Annotated in this window: 17 protein-coding genes; 5 read left to right on the plus strand and 12 right to left on the minus strand. The window is 36.8% G+C overall.

Going from position 1 to position 19,552, the window contains the following annotated elements; all coding sequences use genetic code 11:
- Nucleotides 1-89 precede the first annotated feature (89 nt).
- Together ACYT32_RS10525 and ACYT32_RS10530 are read right to left on the minus strand one after the other, a co-directional pair.
- Complete coding sequence (locus tag ACYT32_RS10525; protein WP_395266178.1) at nucleotides 90-1,469, minus strand: 6-phospho-alpha-glucosidase; 1,380 nt, start codon at nucleotides 1,467-1,469, stop codon at nucleotides 90-92.
- A gap of 11 nt (nucleotides 1,470-1,480) precedes the next feature.
- A complete protein-coding gene (locus tag ACYT32_RS10530) occupies nucleotides 1,481-3,100 on the minus strand; it encodes a PTS transporter subunit EIIC (RefSeq protein ID WP_395266179.1) in 1,620 nt (539 codons plus the stop codon).
- A 448-nt stretch (nucleotides 3,101-3,548) separates the two neighbouring features.
- Between ACYT32_RS10530 and ACYT32_RS10535 the strand changes: the two genes are divergently transcribed.
- Entirely contained in the window at nucleotides 3,549-3,869 is a 321-nt protein-coding gene (locus tag ACYT32_RS10535; protein ID WP_395266180.1) for a DMT family transporter, read from the plus strand.
- Here ACYT32_RS10535 and ACYT32_RS10540 read toward each other — a convergent pair.
- Nucleotides 3,866-4,540, minus strand: coding sequence for a YoaK family protein (locus ACYT32_RS10540; protein ID WP_395266181.1), 675 nt, complete (start codon nucleotides 4,538-4,540; stop codon nucleotides 3,866-3,868). The genes ACYT32_RS10535 and ACYT32_RS10540 overlap by 4 nt on opposite strands.
- 138 nt (nucleotides 4,541-4,678) lie before the next feature.
- Between ACYT32_RS10540 and ACYT32_RS10545 the strand changes: the two genes are divergently transcribed.
- From ACYT32_RS10545 to ACYT32_RS10555, 3 genes are all read left to right on the plus strand, one after another.
- The gene (locus ACYT32_RS10545) at nucleotides 4,679-4,930 is read left to right on the plus strand and encodes a transposase (protein WP_395266182.1); all 252 of its coding nucleotides are present in this window, start codon (nucleotides 4,679-4,681) and stop codon (nucleotides 4,928-4,930) included.
- 80 nt (nucleotides 4,931-5,010) lie between these two features.
- Nucleotides 5,011-5,874, plus strand: a complete 864-nt coding sequence (locus ACYT32_RS10550; RefSeq protein WP_395266183.1) for a glycerophosphodiester phosphodiesterase — start codon at nucleotides 5,011-5,013, stop codon at nucleotides 5,872-5,874.
- A 2-nt stretch (nucleotides 5,875-5,876) separates the two neighbouring features.
- On the plus strand, nucleotides 5,877-6,131 hold the full coding sequence (locus tag ACYT32_RS10555; RefSeq protein WP_395266184.1) for a DUF3781 domain-containing protein: 255 nt from the start codon (nucleotides 5,877-5,879) through the stop codon (nucleotides 6,129-6,131).
- A 39-nt stretch (nucleotides 6,132-6,170) separates the two neighbouring features.
- Here ACYT32_RS10555 and ACYT32_RS10560 read toward each other — a convergent pair whose 3' ends face one another.
- Together ACYT32_RS10560 and ACYT32_RS10565 are read right to left on the minus strand one after the other, a co-directional pair.
- Complete coding sequence (locus ACYT32_RS10560; protein WP_395266185.1) at nucleotides 6,171-6,914, minus strand: GntR family transcriptional regulator; 744 nt, start codon at nucleotides 6,912-6,914, stop codon at nucleotides 6,171-6,173.
- Nucleotides 6,915-7,004: 90 nt separating this feature from the next.
- Nucleotides 7,005-8,441: a 6-phospho-beta-glucosidase gene (locus ACYT32_RS10565; protein ID WP_395266186.1), complete on the minus strand. Its 1,437-nt coding sequence runs from the start codon at nucleotides 8,439-8,441 to the stop codon at nucleotides 7,005-7,007.
- A 567-nt stretch (nucleotides 8,442-9,008) separates the two neighbouring features.
- On the opposite strand from ACYT32_RS10565, the gene ACYT32_RS10570 reads away from it, so the two are divergent.
- The gene (locus ACYT32_RS10570) at nucleotides 9,009-10,178 is read left to right on the plus strand and encodes an iron-containing alcohol dehydrogenase (RefSeq protein WP_395266187.1); all 1,170 of its coding nucleotides are present in this window, start codon (nucleotides 9,009-9,011) and stop codon (nucleotides 10,176-10,178) included.
- A gap of 80 nt (nucleotides 10,179-10,258) precedes the next feature.
- On the opposite strand, the gene ACYT32_RS10575 is transcribed toward ACYT32_RS10570, so the two are convergent.
- From ACYT32_RS10575 to ACYT32_RS10605, 7 genes are all read right to left on the minus strand, one after another.
- Nucleotides 10,259-11,518, minus strand: coding sequence for an MFS transporter (locus ACYT32_RS10575; protein WP_395266189.1), 1,260 nt, complete (start codon nucleotides 11,516-11,518; stop codon nucleotides 10,259-10,261).
- Between the two features lie 168 nt (nucleotides 11,519-11,686).
- A complete protein-coding gene (gene adhE / locus ACYT32_RS10580) occupies nucleotides 11,687-14,296 on the minus strand; it encodes a bifunctional acetaldehyde-CoA/alcohol dehydrogenase (RefSeq protein ID WP_395266190.1) in 2,610 nt (869 codons plus the stop codon).
- A gap of 286 nt (nucleotides 14,297-14,582) precedes the next feature.
- Complete coding sequence (locus tag ACYT32_RS10585) at nucleotides 14,583-16,259, minus strand: oleate hydratase (RefSeq protein WP_395266192.1); 1,677 nt, start codon at nucleotides 16,257-16,259, stop codon at nucleotides 14,583-14,585.
- Between the two features lie 177 nt (nucleotides 16,260-16,436).
- Nucleotides 16,437-17,633 (minus strand): acetate/propionate family kinase, encoded by a 1,197-nt coding sequence (locus tag ACYT32_RS10590; protein WP_395266193.1) that lies wholly within the window; start codon nucleotides 17,631-17,633, stop codon nucleotides 16,437-16,439.
- Nucleotides 17,634-17,642: 9 nt separating this feature from the next.
- Nucleotides 17,643-18,656: a class I SAM-dependent methyltransferase gene (locus ACYT32_RS10595; RefSeq protein ID WP_395266194.1), complete on the minus strand. Its 1,014-nt coding sequence runs from the start codon at nucleotides 18,654-18,656 to the stop codon at nucleotides 17,643-17,645.
- A 73-nt stretch (nucleotides 18,657-18,729) separates the two neighbouring features.
- Nucleotides 18,730-18,933 carry a hypothetical protein gene (locus ACYT32_RS10600; RefSeq protein ID WP_461793444.1) on the minus strand — a complete coding sequence of 68 codons (204 nt, stop codon included), beginning with the start codon at nucleotides 18,931-18,933 and terminating at the stop codon, nucleotides 18,730-18,732.
- Nucleotides 18,923-19,363: a competence type IV pilus minor pilin ComGF gene (locus tag ACYT32_RS10605; RefSeq protein WP_395266195.1), complete on the minus strand. Its 441-nt coding sequence runs from the start codon at nucleotides 19,361-19,363 to the stop codon at nucleotides 18,923-18,925. Before ACYT32_RS10605 ends, ACYT32_RS10600 begins: the two co-directional genes overlap by 11 nt.
- Nucleotides 19,364-19,552: the final 189 nt, after the last annotated feature.

Raw genomic sequence — 19,552 nt, forward strand, 5'->3', positions numbered from 1 at the left:
ATAAATTAGGGGCTTTTTGAACATCTAGACATATAGTTTTGTTACTAATTTAAATACATATTCATTTAATCAAAACTAGAGAAATGCACTTATACTGGCTCTTCTTCACCAACTTCTGATATTAAACCATATTTCCTATTTGGGCGTTTTAACTCTGGCCAAAATTCCTTATTTGCTTCAATCAAATCATCAAGTAATTCCTTTGCAACTTGAGCACTAGGAACCGTTTTTGATAGGGAGAGTGCCTGCCATAATTTCTGATAGTCATGTTCTATCCATGCTCGAACAGCTAATTTTTCAACTGTTACTTGTTCATACATCATCCCTCTTTGAAACATTGGAATTTTACCCTGTGCTAAAGGTTCTGGACCATCATTGCCAACAATACAAGGTACTTCTACCATAGCATCGTCGTCAAAATTAGAGATTGCTCCATTATTCTGTACAATTAAAAGCATTCTCTCATGTGTGTTATATGCAATGGCTCTCGCCAAATCAACAATGAAAGAGGCATGACTATCAATATTGAATTCACCAACTGAGGATGTACCAGCATCAATAATTCTTTGTGCAGCTGAAAAAACGTTTTTCTCTCTTCCGTCCATAACCTCATTAGCCCTCGTATAGTTAGGGTCAGACTCATCAACCACATAATCTGGATACAAATAATACTTAAGATACGTATTTGGCAAAAATCTAGGGTCAACAGCAAGTAAGTCTTTAGCTTTTTTATGAGTTGCTTGCCAACTAGCATCCATATGTTGAGTATCTACCTCGACTTTTGTTAAATAGCCATGATTAGCCACATAATCCCTGATCTCTGGTAAATACTCATGACCATTATGATCTTTAACACTAGTCCACCATCCAAAATGATTCAGGCCGAAGTATTTCACTTCTAAATCTTCTGGAGTAAGACCAACAATTTGAGACATTCTTCTCAACGTACCAACTGGCATATCACAAATATTCAGTATCTTAGAATTTGGTCTTAGTACACGACACGCTTCAGCTACAATTGCTGCTGGATTGGAATAGTTTAACATCCAGGCATTTGGTGAATATTTCTCCATATAATCAATTAATTCAATAATATCTCCTATACTTCTCATACCATAAGCAATACCACCAGGGCCACATGTTTCTTGTCCCACAACTCCATGAGCTAATGGAATTTTTTCATCCAATTCTCTCATTCTATATTTACCGGATCTGATATGTGCAAATACAAAATCAACATCAGTAAAAGCCTCTTCAGGTTTAATTGTGAATTTAAAATCAATTTCAGGTGCTTTTTCATTTAGAACTATTTCTAACGCTTTTCCTAAGGTTGCTTGTCTTTCTTCGTCATTATCATATAATGTTAGTTTTCTAATTGGAAATCTATCCATATTATCAAGCAACATCATTACAATTCCGGGAGTAAATGTGCTTCCTCCACCTGCAATTAAAATTGAATGTTTTTTCATGTTATCTTCTCCTATTCCAATTCTGTATTTAAGTCAGTCAAACCCAGTTCTGCATCGACTGCCTTTCTAACCGCAGTTACTGTCAATCCATAAACAACCTGTACATTATTTCCTTTAACAATGAGTCCACTCGCCCCAGTTTCATTTTTTAGAACATTTTCGTTAACTAAAGTAGGGTCCTTTAGAACCGTCCTTAGTCTTGTATAACAATTCGTAACACTTTCAATATTATCTTCGCCACCTAAAGCATTTACAATTAAAGTGGCAGGAATACCATTACTTTCACCAGACTTAGTACTATTCCCATTATCATTATGTTGCTTCTTTTCCTTCAAATCTTTTTTAGAATATAATTTAACGTCACTGATATCTTCTTCTCGACCAACAGTTTTTAGATTTAATAGTGTTATTAATGTCTTAAAAAGAAAATAGTAAATAAAGAAGAAAGCTATCCCGACAACAATGTACATTGGCCAATGTGTTTTACCCACTCCTAGCGGAACATTATACAATAAGAAATCCAAAAAACCATTTGGTCCAATTGCACGCACATTCAAGATATTAAGAACAACCATACTTAATCCAGCCAGACCAGCATGTACAACAAACAAAAGTGGAGCTAAAAACATAAATGAAAATTCAATTGGTTCTGTCACTCCAGCCAAAAATGAAGTTACAACAGCTGGTATTAGAATTGCTTTAACACGCATTTTATTTTCAGGCTTTGCTGTCTGATACATGGCCAAACAGGCACCAATTAAACCAAACATCTTTGAAATACCTCTTGCGTCCCAAATAACTGATCTCGATAATAAATGAATCGACGGATCCGCCATTTCTGCATAATAAATATTTCTTGCTCCTTCATATACGTGTCCCGCAATAGTTTCAGTACCACCAAGGCTTGTATAAAGAAATGGTGTATATACTAAGTGATGTAATCCTGTAGGAATCAATAATCTTTCTAAAGATCCATATAGAAAAATACCAAAATTACCAGACTGTTTAATAAAACCACCCATACTTGAAATGCCAAGTTGAATAAATGGCCAAATATAAGTAAGCATTATTGCCAAGATTACTGTTACAGGAATAATCACAATAAATACGAATCGAGAACCACCGTAAATTTGAAATGCACTCTTAAATTCAGTATCTATAAAACGATTGTGTATCATTCCAACTATTACACCTAGGATAATTCCCAGGAACACACCCATATCAAGAATTTGAACTCCCAATACCATTGTTTGGCCTGTTCCTTGTAAGTCTGATGCTTTACTTAACAAATGGTTAAGTTCCATAAATTTATTCATTGCGTTAATAAAAACTAAAAACGCTAGTAAAGCTGTAAATCCCGCTTCGGCCTTTTTCTTTTTTGCAAGGCCAACTGCTAGTCCCACACAAAAAATAACGCCTAAATTAGTTAAAATAGAAACCAATGATCCAGACAAGATCATTCCAAAACCTTTTGTAATAGGATTATTCAAGAATGGAACTGCTTCAAGCAATTTAACATTAGTAAAAATATTCCCGATTGCAATTAATATACCTGCAATTGGAAGGATAAGAACAGGAATAAACATCGCTTTTGAAAAACGTTGTAGTCCATTCATAACTTTTTCTTTCATACTGTATTTACATCTCCTTCTAATTGATTTGCATTTACAGTATAGATTAAATATTCTTGTTTGTAAGCGTTTTACCTAAGATGGAAACATGTTACTGTGTTTAGTTACTGGTTATCAGTTTTAAAGTTTAATGTGACTCAAAAATTCTACTACATATAATAATTGGAGGGCATATAAAGTAATCAAGCCTTTTTATTTATCTTCTGATGATTCTTAATTTAATCTAACTTCATTTTATAATCTACATACCGACTCTTTAAAACAAAAAATCAAATCATTAAGCATATTAAAGATTTTTCAATGACTGTTTGCCATCAACAAATTTTTTTGCTAGAATAACTAGAAATCAATTAACACCGCCGGGTGTCACTAAAAAAGTATTCTTATTAATTCCATTAGGCCAATGAAGGAATTAACGAGAATACTTATTTTTTTGGAGGAAACTATTATGAATTGGATCTATTTGATTACCGCTGGACTTTTTGAAGTTGTTTGGGCAACGACAATGAAATTGAGCCATGGCTTTACAAAACTAAACTACACGATCTTAACCGTTGTCGGCTTGGCACTAAGCATGGGACTATTAGCTTTAGCGGTTAAAAAAATGCCGATGAGCTTGGCCTATCCAATTTGGACCGGGGTCGGCGCAGTTGGCTCTATCATCGTTGGTGTCGTCCTCTTTGGCGACAAATTATCACCACTGACTTGGGGCTTTGTGGCCCTATTATTGATCAGTATTATCGGTATTAAATTTACTTCTGGTAGCTAATTTTCTCGACGATACACTAAAGCTGTATAGTATCCACCGATAATTATTAACAAAATCGGCACGATCCAAATGGTTCTCAGAAATAACCACTTCTGTAAAAGTGCGGAAATGATGGCCCCAAACGAAAAGCCTAAAACTAATTCAAAATAAATTTTGGACGTGGTGATGTCTCCTTGACGATGGTGATAGAAATATTCAATAAAATTAATAATTGCCTTTTTCAAGTTACCCGTTGAGAAGACATTGTTATACCCCAAGCCCTCAATTTGATCGAAGGATATATTTTGCATCGCCATCACAAATGCTAATGGTGGTACGACGTAGAGATTAGAAACTGTTTTCGGCAAAAAACCGACGACAATACATATGATAAACTCAGCAACTAAACTAGTTAAACGCCAATAATGACTACGATTATTTTTGTGTTTCAGAAATTCGACTACTATAATTCCTAAGCAAAAGAATAGCATCGTCATGATCTTAGTAACAATTCCTGGTAAATTTTGACGAGCAATATCGACACTGAGAAAGACAATGTTACCCGTCTGCCCCGCTGCCAAAACATGCCCCCTTTGGACAAATGTGTAAGCATCGATAAAGCCACCAACAAAAGTTAAACCGATGGCTATTTCTCGTAACTGGAACAATTTATGACTTTTGAAGCGCTTCATTAGAAAACCTCTTTAACTAATATCTAAGGTCAATCTTATCAAAGTTAAAATAACTTGGTATAAAATTTTCGTCAATAATTAATGACATCGGTTACATTTTAGCTTATGCTTGAGTGGAAGCCGAAAGGATGCGATATTATGTTGACACCAGAAAAATTACACCAAGAAATAAAAGCCAATACCGATGTGAGTTTGGAAATTATTCGTAAGAATCCTTGGTTGATTCCAGCTTCAATCGCCTTGACAACTGTTCCTTTAACGATTTCTGTTTATGGATTTTGGAAGAATCGTCAATTAAGTAAACAACTAAAAATTGAACGTGAAAAAACTAAACAAATAGCTTTGAACAAAGCTCCAGCCAAGAACCATCGTTCATTTAAGCTTCATTAAAAAAATTGTGTTACCCATTAACTTGCGGTAACACTTTTTTTACGAGTAAAATATGATTGAATACATTCAGAGGGGATATCATGAAAAAGAGAAAAATCGCATCATTGCTGCTACTATTAACCATATTAGGCTTGCCACTTTCAACTGCTACTGCTCAAGCTGCTGCCGCTCCGAAAGCTAAAAATCTGACATCGATCACTCAAAGTGTCAATCATGCCTCGCCAAATAATCCTTTAATTTTTTCACACCGGGGTAGTCCCTACAATAATCCTGATCATTCATACAGCGGCTATAATCAAGCTATCAAAGATGGTTCTCAATATATTGAACAAGACGTTTGGCTCAGTAAAGATAATAAACTCTACGTTTCACACGATGACAATCTAAAGAAATCTACTGATCATAATGTCACGATTTCAACGTCAAATTCAAATAAAATCAACAAAGTAAAACTCCACAATGGCGAAAGAATCCATCAGTTAAAAGATGTTTTCAAACGTTATGGCAAAAAGGTTCATTATATAATAGAAACAAAAAAGAATGCGGGTGACAATACGGCAACTGAAAAGGCCCTCATCAAAGAGTTAAAGCAATATAAAATGACTAATAACGTCATTATGCAAGACGAAAGTTTACCCGGTATCGAAGCTGTGCATAAGTCATTAAAAAACGTTCCCACACTCTGGCTATTAGATTCCGTTACCGAACGCCAATATCGTGAACAGATCGAAAACGCTCCCCGTTATATCAAATTCATCTCGATCAAACTAGACCAGTGGACACCAAAACTAATTAAAGTTGCTCACAAGAATGGTTTTAAGACTAATGGTTGGGTCTTGAATACTTACAATGACAATTATGATGCCTTAAATACTTTGAAGCTGGACAGTATCTTCACGAACAACACTAAAGAAACAGCTCATCTGATCGATAAGTGGAAATAAGTATGATTCCTGAACGTGAAGTATTTTCAAAAAATGTCTGCTATACCCCACTAGTTTTTGGACGCGTCAATAAAAAATTACAGATGCAGCTCTCAAACGCTGATATTGAGCAACTAGTTCAAAGAATAATTACTGATACCACAACAACCATTACTAAAGTTGGAAAAAATTATTATCTTCAAAATCAACAGATTGAATTGGTTATTAATTCATTCAATTATCGCCTAATCACGGCTAACAAAAAAACACCTCATTAGGTGTTTTTTTCGTTATATCCTAATTAATATCAAAAATTTCTAGCGTTTACTCTTTGAATGGACTTTTTTAACAACAAATAATTTAGCGGTTTTGAAATTATAATATTGTTTTGAAAATGCCAATAACTGTCCGGTATTGAGATAGGTTTCATCCTGTACAACTAAACTTGGCGAGCCAATCGGTAACTTCATAAAATCACTAGCTGTCTTAGGTAAGGGTTCACTCATAATCAGCTGGTCAATAAAACCAATTTGGGTCGATTTTTGCTCTTCAAAGTAATGAAACAGTGAACCGAACAACGCACTTTGGGGAATTTCTTCAATCACCGACTGGAGATAGTATGAATGCTCCATGACATATGGATCGCCATCTAAAGAGCGAAAACGAGTCACATCAATCAACATTTCATCTTTATCGAAATTGACGGTCTCTGGTATAAATTCAGCCTCCGAAGCAGGAATAATCTTTTCTGTGGCCTTATCTGTCGTCAAACTGCGTCCGACTCGGTCCGCTTCATCACTCAAACCACCATTATGCTCCAAGGCCATTGATTCATTAGTCTGCTGTTGACGGACAAAGGTACCAACGCCGTGAACTTGATAAATATATCCCATTGTATTCAATTGCTGTAAGGCACTTCGTAATGTATAACGGGTTACTTGATAATAATCCATCAAAACCGGTTCGGAAGGAAGTTTGCGTTGCTCATCCATCAATTTACCTGCTTGAATGGCCGAAATAATTTTTTGAACTAAAACATTAATATTCATTTTGGCTGTCATTTTAAAACATCCTTTCCGACAAAAAACGCACCTCTCATCTTATAATCTGATGATAGTGTACGTCTTGTCAATACATATAACGTTAACTCATTAGCTCAAATCATTACCATTAGTTTCAATTACTTTATGGAACCAATCAAATGAATCTTTCTTTTTACGCGCTAATGAACCAACTCCGGCATCGTTTTTATCAACATAAATCATTCCATAACGTTTATCCATTTGGCCAGTACCGGCGGAAACCAGATCAATGAATCCCCAAGGAGTATATCCCATCAGATCAACACCATCCAACTCAACCGCAAGTTTCATTTGTTCAATATGTTTTCTCAAATAATCGATACGATAATCATCATGGATTTTACCATCATCTGAAATTTTATCAAAAGCTCCCAAACCATTTTCGACAATAAACAATGGTAAATCATATCGTTCACTGAACCAATTTAACGCATATCTTAACCCAACCGGGTCAATTTCCCAACCCCAATCAGACCGAATCAGTGCTGAATTCTTAACTTCATGATTCTTTTTAGGAGTCATGAAATCATCGGGCTCGTTAACATCAGCTTTAATAACGTGTGAAGCATAGTAGGAGAATCCTATATAATCAACCGTTCCGGCCTTAATTACATCTAAGTCGGCCAAAGTGATATCCAAGTTAAAATTCTTTCTTTCAAAATAATTTGTTAACCACTTTGGATATCTTCCCTTACATTGAACATCCCCAAACCAGTAGTTAGCTTGCATCGCTCTTTGAGCTTTCATGACGTCTTTCGGGTCAGTAGTTGCTGGGTATGTTGGTCCCATAGCTAACATACATCCAATCTTAAAATCAGGATTGATCTGATGACCAATTTGAACTGCCATTGCACTAGCAACTACTTCATAATGACCTGCTTGATACATAACTTTTTCAGCATCTTCACCTGGTTTAACCAAAATACCTGAATTGGTGAATAGTCCCCATTCATTTAAACCAGTTTGATTATTAATCTCATTGAAAGTCATCCAGTACTTAACCTTATTACGATATCGTTTGAAAACAACTGTCGCAAATCTTACAAACAAATCAATCAAACGTCGATCACGCCAGCCACCATATTCAGTGACCAAATGATAAGGCATTTCGAAGTGTGACAAGGTGATCACTGGCTCAATATTATATTTATGCAATTCATCAAATAAATCATCATAAAATTTTAATCCAGCTTCATTCGGCTGTTCTTCATCACCATTCGGAAAAATTCTCGTCCAAGCAATGCTGGTTCGGAAACACTTTAATCCTAATTCAGCAAACATTTTGACGTCATCTTTATAATGATCATAAAAATCAATTGCCTCATGATTGGGATAATTCTTACCAGGAATAATACCATCAGTGATTTCCCGATCAGTCTTATTATCACCAGCGGTCATCACGTCAGCAATACTGATTCCTTTACCGTCTTTATCCCAGCCACCTTCAAATTGATGGGCGGCTACAGCACCGCCCCATAAAAATCCATCTTTAAATCCTGTAGTCATTATTTTCTCCTTTTATTGAGTCTAGTATGCAACTGCTTCATTACTTGGTTAGTAACCAATAATATCCTCTCATTATTGGTAATTTATTATTGTGTTTCCAATATTTTTTGACTTGTTTAACCATTACCGCACCGGCTCCAATTACTAAAATTCCTGGCATTAACCAATATAAATTAATAAAAAAATTGTTGTAAGATAACGAAAAACCAAATATCGATTGAAATGCATACTCGCTAAACTTAGTTTTTTCTGTCTTTTCTTTTGATGTTTTTTAAGCTTGCATATTTTTCTCTCTTCTTAGACTCATTCGAATGAGTCTATAGTACCAAACTAAAGATTTTTTGTAAACGTTTTCCAAAAAAGACATCAAATTACTCAAGTGCTAAAAAAGTTATACCCTATCTAACCACTAATTAACATTCAAAATGATGTCTATTTTTTATTCATTTTTTGAATAGTGAAAAATCGTTATAAAATATTGTTCAATTGATTATTCAACTAACAAACTTATTGAAAAGCCTTTCATAAATATATAAAATATTTTTATATCAAAGAGGAGGAACTATTATGAAAGAAAATTTTGATTTTTTAATGCCTAGTGTTAACTTCTTCGGTGCTGGTGTTATTAAGAAGATTGGCGAGCGTGCCAAAATGTTAAATATGAATAACCCCTTGATCGTGACTGATAAGTTTTTGGAAAGCGTCGCTAATGGACCTGTTGCACAAGCCACTGACTCGTTGACTGCTGCTGGCGTTAAATTCACAATCTACCACGGTGTTGAACCAAATCCTAAAGTTCATAATATTCAAGAAGCTAAAAAAATTTATTTAGATAATAACTGTGACGGTATCATCACGATTGGTGGTGGTTCAGCTCATGATACTGGTAAAGGAACTGGTATTATTTTGACAAACGGCGATGATATTACAAAACTCGCTGGTATCGAAACATTAGACAATGCCCTTCCTCCATTGATTGCTGTTAACACAACCGCTGGTACTGGTTCAGAACTTACTAGACACTGTGTTATCACAAATACGCAAACACATCTCAAATTCGTCGTTGTTTCTTGGAGAAATATTCCCCTTGTATCGTTCAATGATCCAATGTTGATGTTAGATGTTCCAAAAGGCCTAACTGCTGCAACTGGTATGGATACATTCGTTCAACTGATCGAACCATACGTTTCAACTCACCGTAACGAAATTACTGATGCCCAATGTCTTCAAGGTATCAAGCTAGTTGAAGAGAGCTTACGCGAAGCTTATGCTAATGGACATGATGTTGAAGCCCGCACTAAGATGGTAGAAGCCGAAATGCTTGGTGGTATGGCCTTTAACAACGCCGATCTTGGTTATGTTCATGCTATGGCTCATCAACTTGGCGGTCAATACGATGCCCCTCACGGTGTATGTTGCGCTATCTTGCTTCCAATCGTTGAAGAATACAATATCATCTCTAATCCAGAGAGATTTGCCCAGTTGGCTGTGGCTATGGGTGAAGACATTTCTGGTCTGTCAACTCGTGATGCCGCTAAATTGGCTATCAAAGCTATGAGACAGTTAGCCGATGACGTTGGTATCCCTCGTTCAATTAAAGCAATCGGAGCCAAACCTGAGGACTTTGAATTGATGGCTGAAAATGCTTTGAAGGATGGCAATGCCTTCTCTAACCCTCGCAAAGGTAACAAACAAGAGCTTGTAGAACTGTTCCAAAAATCATATGACGCTGAATAATCATCTGCTTTAAATTACAACACAATAAAGTAGCAAAAAAATAGGTAACTGGTCCAATTTGAGGACGAGTTACCTATTTTTTAATTGATATCTAAAACTTTTTGAGTCGTAATTTTAGGTAATCTAATAAAAATGATTAAACCAATCAAGAACAGTAAACTAATTGAGGCAGCTCCTATTGTTGATTTACCAGTCAATTGAGTGACAATTGCCACAATAAATGGTCCCATTACAGCTGAAAATTTGCCTAAAATATTTAAAAAGCCATAAAATTCACTGCCTGACTCCTTGGGGATAATTTTTCCAAAATACGAGCGGCTCAAAGCTTGTAAGCCACCTTGACTAGTACCGACTAATAAGGCCAGCACCCAGAAGTCAAAACTTGTTTTTAAGTTCAAAGCATACAAACAGATGATGAAGTAAACTACGATCCCCAAGAGAATTCCTTTACGAGTTGAGGTTTTGTCAGCTAACCATCCAAACAAAATCGAAAAAGGAAAGGCAACCAACTGAACGACTAACATTACGATCATCAATTCGTTCGTCTGGACACCAATATCCATCCCGATAGCGGTAGCCATCGTAAAAATCGTATCGACACCATCAATATAAAAGAAATAAGCCACTAGAAACCAAGCAACTTGCTTATATCGCTTGATATGGCGGACAGTTTGAATCACACGCTTGAAACTATCTTTCAATGGTGCCGCATTATCAGTTACAAAGTATCGCTGTTGAACGTTCTTTTGTAAAGGTAGATAAAAGATGATCCACCAAACTGCGGCGATCACAAAACTCCAACGAGCAATACCTGCGCCATCTAATCGGCCGAATCCATTCGTTAACTGCAAAATTAAGAAGAACAAAAAGGCAATTACCCCGCCTAGATATCCATAGGCATAACCATGGGTTGAGATTCGATTCATCTCTTGGTCATCTGCCACGTCGATCAAAAAACTATCATAATATAAGTTACTGGCCGAATAACCAATTGCGGAAAAAATATAAACTACTAGTAATAGTTGCCACTGCTGAGTTGGTACAGCTGCCAGGCCAAAGGTCATAATAATGCCTAGCCAGCAAAAAATATTCAACATTTTCTTTTTGAAATTAGGATAGTCAGCCAAAGCTCCTAAAAACGGTGCCAATAATGAGACCAATAAAGTACTAAAACTATTGGCATAGCCCCAAATTGCTGTCGATCCAGCTGCCGAAACATGTTGCGTCTGTGCGATGGATTTAAAGTAGACTGGCAAAACTGCCGTGGTCACAATAATCCCATACGCCGAATTAGCCCAATCATAAAAAATCCAACTCCATTGCTCTTTATTGATTCTCACGTAAACAACCCCTTGTTTGTAATGATATCTCAGAGCCTTCTCCCCATTATTCTTAGTATAGACCAGTTCAGCAGGGCTTTTTATGGCGAACTTCGAATAAAAGATAATAAAAAAATAAATAGTACTTATAAACATAATTCGATTACAAGTACTATTAGTTTTTATGTATTATTTACTTTCGATTCCTTTTCCGACATAAACATCTTGTAAGACTTGTTTCAATTCAGAAATCAAAGGTTCCTTAGGATTAGTGAATGAGAATTGATCGCCAAAAGTTGCTTCAGCTAAAGTATCAAGCTTACTATTAAAGTCTTTTTGATCAATAAAGTTATCTTTAAGACTTAGTTTGATCCCGACTGCATGGGCCAAATCAACAATTTTCTTGACTAGAGCGTCCTTTAATTCTCGCTCATCTTTACCTGTCAATCCAATATATCTAGCAATGGCAGCGTAATCTGAGTCAGCTCTAAAGCTTTCATAAGCAGGCCACATTGTCATCTTAGTTGGTTGTTCAAAATTGTAATTGATCACTTGTGGCAAGGCAATGATTGAAGCTAGGCCGTGCTTGATCCCGTATTCATTCGTTAGGACATCAGTAATTGAATGTGCAACACCTGCAAAGGCATTACCATATGATAAGCCAGCTAAGGTTGAAGCATTGTGCATTTCAGCTTGAGCATCCTTGTCGCCACTGATAGCTTTTTCTAAGTTGTCAAAAACTAATTTGACTGCTTGAAGTGCTGATGGTCGAGTATAATCTGAGGCCATATTAGCTACGTATGATTCAACGGCATTGGTCAATACGTCCATCCCTGATTCAGCCATGATATCTTGAGGCATCGTCTCGACAAATTGAGAATCAATGATCGCTACATCAGGAGTCAAAGCATAGTCAGCAATTGGATATTTAGTTCCGGTCTTTGTATCGATAATTGAACTAAATGGTGTCACTTGATCACCAGTGCCAAAGGTTGTTGGAATAGCAACAAATTGTGCTTTTTCAGGCTTAGGGAACTTATAAGTCCGTTTTCTAATATCAATGAAGCCTTGTTTTGCACCGAAGAGATCAACATCTGGATGCTCATAGAACAACCACATATCTTTGGCAGTTGCCATGGTCGTGCTTCCACCTAAAGCAATGATCGTATCAGGCTTGAACAAATTCATTTGGGTAACGCCACGTTTTACGACATCCGTTGTCACAATATTATCAACGTCTGAGAACATTGAATATTCAACGTTAACTTTGCTGCGCTTCAACTCGTCAGTAATCGTATCCACATAACCTAGTTGAACCATCACAGGGTCACAGACGATAAAGGCACGTTGCATTCCTTCAAGATCCTCTAAGTAACGGACAGAAGTCTTTTCATAATAAACTCTTGGTTGTTTGATCCATTGCATATTATTTCTCCGTTTTGCTATTGTCTTAATGTTAAGCAAATCAAATGAAGATACGTTATGAGAAATAGAATTCTTACCCCATGAACCAGTACCAAGTGTCAATGAAGGGATCATTTCGTTATAAAGATTACCGATACCACCGATGGTAGCAGGAGTATTAACTAGTACACGACTAGCTTTCATCTTAATACCAAATTCAGTTGCTAAATCTTCATCCATCGTATGAATTCCAACGGTGTGACCTAAGCCACCGAAGTGCAAAAGCTCATCGGCTTTTTGGAATCCCTCTTTGTGACCTGCAACCTTATAAACAGACAAAACTGGTGAAAGCTTTTCTGCAGAAAGTGGCTCATCAGGACCCACCTTGCTTAATTCTACTCCGAGTACTTTCGTATCAGCTGGAACCTTGATACCAGCAAGTTTGGCAATATTCAACGCTGATTGACCAGCGATAGGACCTTTGACTCCACCTTCGGGTCTAAACATTGCTTCAGCCAATTTCTTGTAATCAGCTTTCTTGAGGAAGAACACTTTATTCTTCTCAAATAATGATTTAACTTCAGCATAAATATCTGCATCAACAATAGCACTGTTTTCCGAAGCACAAACCATTCCGTTATCAAAAGTCTTCGAAATCATAATATCATTAACCGCACGCTTGATATTAGCGGTCTTTTCAATATATGCAGGGCCATTACCAGGACCAACACCTAAAGCAGGCTTCCCAGTTGAATAAGCAGCCTTAACCATACCAGGACCACCGGTGGCCAAGACACTAGCGACTCCGTCGTTATTCATCAAGTATGAAGTTGCTTCGATACTTGGTTTTTCGATCCATTGGATCACTCCTTCAGGAGCACCAGCATCAATAGCGGCTTTTAACATGACCTTTGCGGCCGCAACAGAACATTTTTGAGCTTGGGGGTGGAAACCAAAGATGATGGGATTACGTGTTTTCAAAGCAATCAATGACTTGAACATTGCTGTTGAAGTTGGATTGGTTACAGGCGTAACGCCAGCTAAAACACCCAATGGTTCAGCGACTTTGATCAAACGGTGTTCTTTATCATTTTCAATGATACCAACCGTCTTATCACGCTTAATTGAATGCCAGATCTCTTCTGTCGCATACATATTCTTAATAACTTTATCTTCAACTAGCCCACGGCCTGTTTCTTCATAAGCCAACTTGGCTAATTCAAAGCTGGCATTTAATCCAGCAATCGCCATTTGATGAACGATATGATCAACTTGTTCTTGAGTAAAACTATCCATAACTTTTAAAGCTTTTTGAGCTTTAGAAACCATGGCATCGATCACAGGTTTTACAGCTTCTTTTTCATCAACTTTTGTATCTTTGGAACCTTTCAACATCTGATTACCTCCAAGATTGAAACTATATTTGTTAACTAATTCACGTTTTATCTTATCACTGTGTAATCTTTGTTCAAGCGTTTTATTTCAAATAATCAATGAAAACGTATCCACGTTGATATATCAACACCCAATCAGCTATTTTGATTGGAATACATTTTTCACATCAAAAAAATCAGCCATTTTATTGTGAATGTTTCTTCACAAAGTGGCTGATTTCAAGCATTGTTCTTTCACAAAAAAGCGGAACTGAAAGTTGATTCAGCTCCGCTTGTGAAATATTTTTTTATCTAAACATGGTCTTAGTTGCACGAGCCATGACTTTTGGATCTTTTTCATAATGATGCATTGGTGTCATTTCTGAAAGCGGAATGTTGAGCAATGTGTAGACAGCTCTTTGAGCAGCACGGAATGAATACTGTTCAGTAAAGACCATATCGAATGGTTGTTCACAGAACTGACTGATGAAGGCCAAATTCTTACTGTGTTCTGGAACGACATCAGGACGATCGCCGACAGCTCTTTGATTGAACAAAGCACTGGCATATGGCATGTGAACTGGAATTACATTGACAATGCTGTCCATGATTTCTTCTTTATGGTTAGCAATGTTATCTTTACTTGGATCAACCGCTGCCAATTGACCAAGGAATTCTTCCAGCATTTCTTTACCAGTCATTTCAATGATTGGCTTTTGAACATAGTCACCATTTCTTCTTGGATACATGAAGTAGCCCCAGAAGACTGATTCGTTAGGTTTTTGAGCCTTAAAGTGTGGTTGATGGTGTACCACGATCGACATCAATGGTGTACTGTGAATCCAAGTATTCAAGGCATTACCTGGTTCTTGTTGAGTAATCCGAGCAATTTCGTTAACTAAATAATGATTATTCGTTGTAACGGTGAAACTCATCCACTCACTTTGAGTCCGGTCATTGAAGAACTTGTCTGGATTACCAAGTGAATAGAACTTCTCGGCTGCTTTCTTCCAAAGCATTGCACTAGGTGCGTACTCCATATTCTCTTTCACTGGGGTATTGAAATCACCGATTGATGAACTGTCAGTAATTGAACCATTAGTATCAAAGACTAGGTCATTTTCGGCAATGTCAATATGTCCCTCTTTGTTGTCGTTATCAACTTCTTCATACTTGATACCAGTAACGATAATGTCATCTTGGAGTGGTGTGTCCTTGAATTCCAAATCAGTAACTTTACGGTTATTGATAAAGGTTACGCCACGATCTTCCAAGTACTTGCGCATTGGCAAAATAATACTTTCATATTGGTTATAAGGTGTTCTTGTGACACCTTCCAAAGTATTGATACGGCTGAATTCCAAAATCATTCGATTCATGTAACGACGTAATTCCATAGCTGAACTAGCACGTTTGAAGGCAAAAGTTGTTTGCCACATGTACCAGAAATTAGTTGTGAAGAAGTGTGGTGTACTTTCGAACCATTCAGCAATACTGATGTTGTTCAAAGTCTCTTCGTCTTTTTCTGGCGTCAACATCAATTTACTTAACAAATAACGTTCTTTGTTCGTAAATTGCATATGTCTGTAGTTGTCTTTGTTAGGTTTATTACGAGGTCCGTCATCATCCATCAAACGTCCCACATCATGTGTTGGATGTGCATGATCAAAATTCAAAATATCGTCTGTTACTGTTTGTCCTGGATGATCCAAGGATGGTACCGAACGTAAAAGATCCCAAAGGTTCTCATATGTCTCTTCATTCAACATACGTCCACCTTTAGCCAAAAATCCTTTACTATTGCTCAAAGCTTCGTTGCTGTACTCTGTTTCATAGTCTTTAACAGGTGCACCATCGTTAGCTCCGTGTGTTTCTAGTCCCATCATCGTAATTTGATTTCCGGTAAAGCCACCATCACGAATTAAATAAATACCGGCCGCTAGATTACCAATACCAGTACCAATCATGTAGGCTTTTCTTGTCATAATAATTTACCTCCATTCAAATTCTTCTATCTGCTTTCTCGTCTATACACCCTAAATATAGCAGTTATATCAAAAAAGTAAAGGCTTTCATAAACGTTTTACTTAAAAATTTCAATCTAGTTTTTGGGAAAAAAAAAGGAATCAAAACAAATTAAATTTGTTTCGATTCCTTGATGATTAATTACTCAATTTAGTTAGTCGAACGACATCGCGAACAATCATTAACTCTTCATCAGTTGGAACAACCATCACCGTGACGGTTGAATCATCTGTACTGATTACACGTGTTCCAGTGCCATTTTCATTTTTATCTTTATCAATTTTTATACCCATATAGTTAAAACTATTGGCTATATCAGCGCGGATTTCGGCGTTGTTCGTTCCCGTACCAGCGGTGAAAATTAAGACATCTGTCCCACCAAGCAATGCAATGTAGGAACCAATGTATTTAACGATACGATTGATATAAATCTTAATTGCCAAATCCGAGCGATCATTTTCAGACCTTGTAGCTAGTAGATCTCTCATATCTGGAGAAACACCAGAAATTCCCAATAAGCCAGATTTAGTGTTAAGAATCTTTATCATTTCATCAGGATCAGTAATCTTCTTCTTTTGCATTAAGTAAGCGACTAATGATGGATCAATATCACCTGAACGGGTGCTCATTGTAATACCTGCTAGTGGAGTGAAGCCCATCGACGTGTCGACAGACTTGCCGTCAGCGATTGCATCAATCGAAGCTCCACTTCCTAAATGACAAGAAATGATCTTTAAATCATTAACTGGCTTTTGTAAATAATCAGCAGCGGCTTGGGAAACATAACGGTGACTTGTACCGTGTGCCCCAAATTTACGGACGCCGTACTTTTCGTAATATTCGTAAGGGATACTGTACAAATAATTAACTGGGTCCATAGTTTGATGGAACGATGTGTCAAAGACAGCCACTTGAGGCACATCAGGCAAGATTTTTTCAAATGCTTCAATTCCGGCTGCTTGTCCTGGATTATGGAGTGGCGCAAATTCAGACAGATTCTTGATCTGTTGAACAACTCGAGGTGTGACGACTGCAGAGTCTTTGAAAATACTGCCACCAGCAACAACTCGGTGGCCGACACCAGTAATTTCATCGTAACTATTGATTATTTTCAAATCAATTAATTTTTCAAGCATTTTATTGACTGCAGTTGTGTGATTGGCAATATCGCCCATTTCACTGATCTTTTTGCCATTAAACTCGACCTCAAAAACCGAGTCAGACAGACCCAAACGATCAACCATACCTTTAGCAATAACTTTTTCCTCAGGCACTGTATATAGTTTCCACTTCAGAGTAGAGCTACCAGAATTAACGGCCATGATTTTTGACATAAATCTCACCTAACCTTCAAAATTTTTCGCCCAGTCTTGTAACTGGTCTTTAAATCCCTCAAATAATTTTGGATTGTTGGCATCTGGTATTGTTCCCATCAAAACATTTCCGACTTGCTTAGCACCAGCACCGTGCTTTTGTAAAACCACGATTGCCTTTTGAGCCTCTTTGGAAGCAAAAAGCGTTGCAGGTAAATCAAGTACCGCTTGCAAGTAAACACTTGAAACCATCCATTCAGAAAGTTTCTTTGCTTGATCAGTTTGGAAAATTTGTGAAGGTACAATGAATATCCCGATTCCGCCATCGTTTAAATTATTCATCGTTTGTTCAATTAATAAATGGTGTGCATAAGAGTGACCTTTATCAGCCTTAGTTTGAAACTTAGCTGCGTTTTCGTCAATAGGGTAATAACCAACTGGTAAGTCAGCAATGGCCATATCAATATCCGTAATATCCCAATCAGCAACGCTATCTTGATGATAAGCATCTAAGTTGAGATTCATTACTTCACTAAACGACTTAGCTAAACCGACCAACGCATCATCATTATCTAAGGCCGCAGCATTGATCTTAAATTTATCAAGCATTTTTAACTGCTCGATAAATTCAATCAATAAATTACCTGTTCCGACTGTTGGGTCCACAATATTGACACTATTTTTCTTTTGAACAGTCAAGATCTCATAAGCAATGAGACTAGCAATCAATCCAATAGCATCAGGCGTCATTAGTTTATTTACTTCAGTATTGTCATCTTTTTGAGACTTAATGATTGCGACGGTGATAGCTTGTTTCAATTGAGCTGGCGTTAAACTCAATGCCTTTAATTCCTGATAAAGCTGTTCTAATTTGGCAACGGTCTCCTTATCGGGAACATCGTTTTCCACATAGACTTTTCCATCAGAAATATTAGTCAATGTTTCGGCAAGCGAATCAATGTTGCTAACTCGCAACGACTTTTTCAATAATCCATTGGCCTCGTTTAGCTTATCGAAATATGATTGCATATCTTTATCTGACATAGTTAACCTCTTTGCTTAATAATAAAATTTTAACGTTGGAACCGATTTTATTCAAGGATTCCTGAAATTCATATCAGTTTATTTTATTACTTTTATTAAATTCTTTGTTGATTTGTTGTTGATAATATTTATCTAACTGCCGGTAATCATCGATCTGTTGGCTAACGTACACCGTGCTATAACCGACAACCATAATTGAAACCGCTAGTACTAATATACTATTTAGCAGGACGGTTCCGCTATTTTTTTGATTGCCGAAAATTATTTTACGAATCATTAGTTAAACACATTTGGGAAATTTTACCGGCTTTATTCACTGTTGTAATAATAACTAAATTTTGATTTTTTTCAATCCTAATTTTCTTTAAATTAGTAATAATTGGCTCGTACCCGCCTTTTTCGGTCGTAATTATTAATTGTTGAAAGTTAAATACTTTGATAATTCTTTTCGGCATATTCGTTTGTTTATCTACCAACTCAATTTTGTCTTCACTTATTTCGCCAGCTTTGTAGTTTGATAACATCTGTTGCAACTTATCCTCGGTAATGTGCCAACGCAGTTGTTCCCTGTACGACGTTTGTTGAACCATCTGTAAGATCTTCAATGACTGCTGTAAGATACCTACAGTTAAAATCGTCACCATTAAAGCAATGATGGCTTCATACAAAACAAAGCCCCTGTGCTTACTTTTTAATTGAGTAGACATGATTATTCACTTTCACTTGATATAAGTTATTTTGCTGGTGGTAATAGTACTTTCGTCCCGCAACAATTAACGGGTCAGGAATATTATTCCTTTTTAAATGGAGCCAGATAACTTTATCTGCCGTGACTCTCTCTTCCCAGTGGTTTAAAAGCTTTAATTGCTCAGTGACGCAATAAGTCAGCGTAAAAA

The sequence above is a fragment of the Companilactobacillus sp. FL22-3 genome (assembly GCF_054881455.1).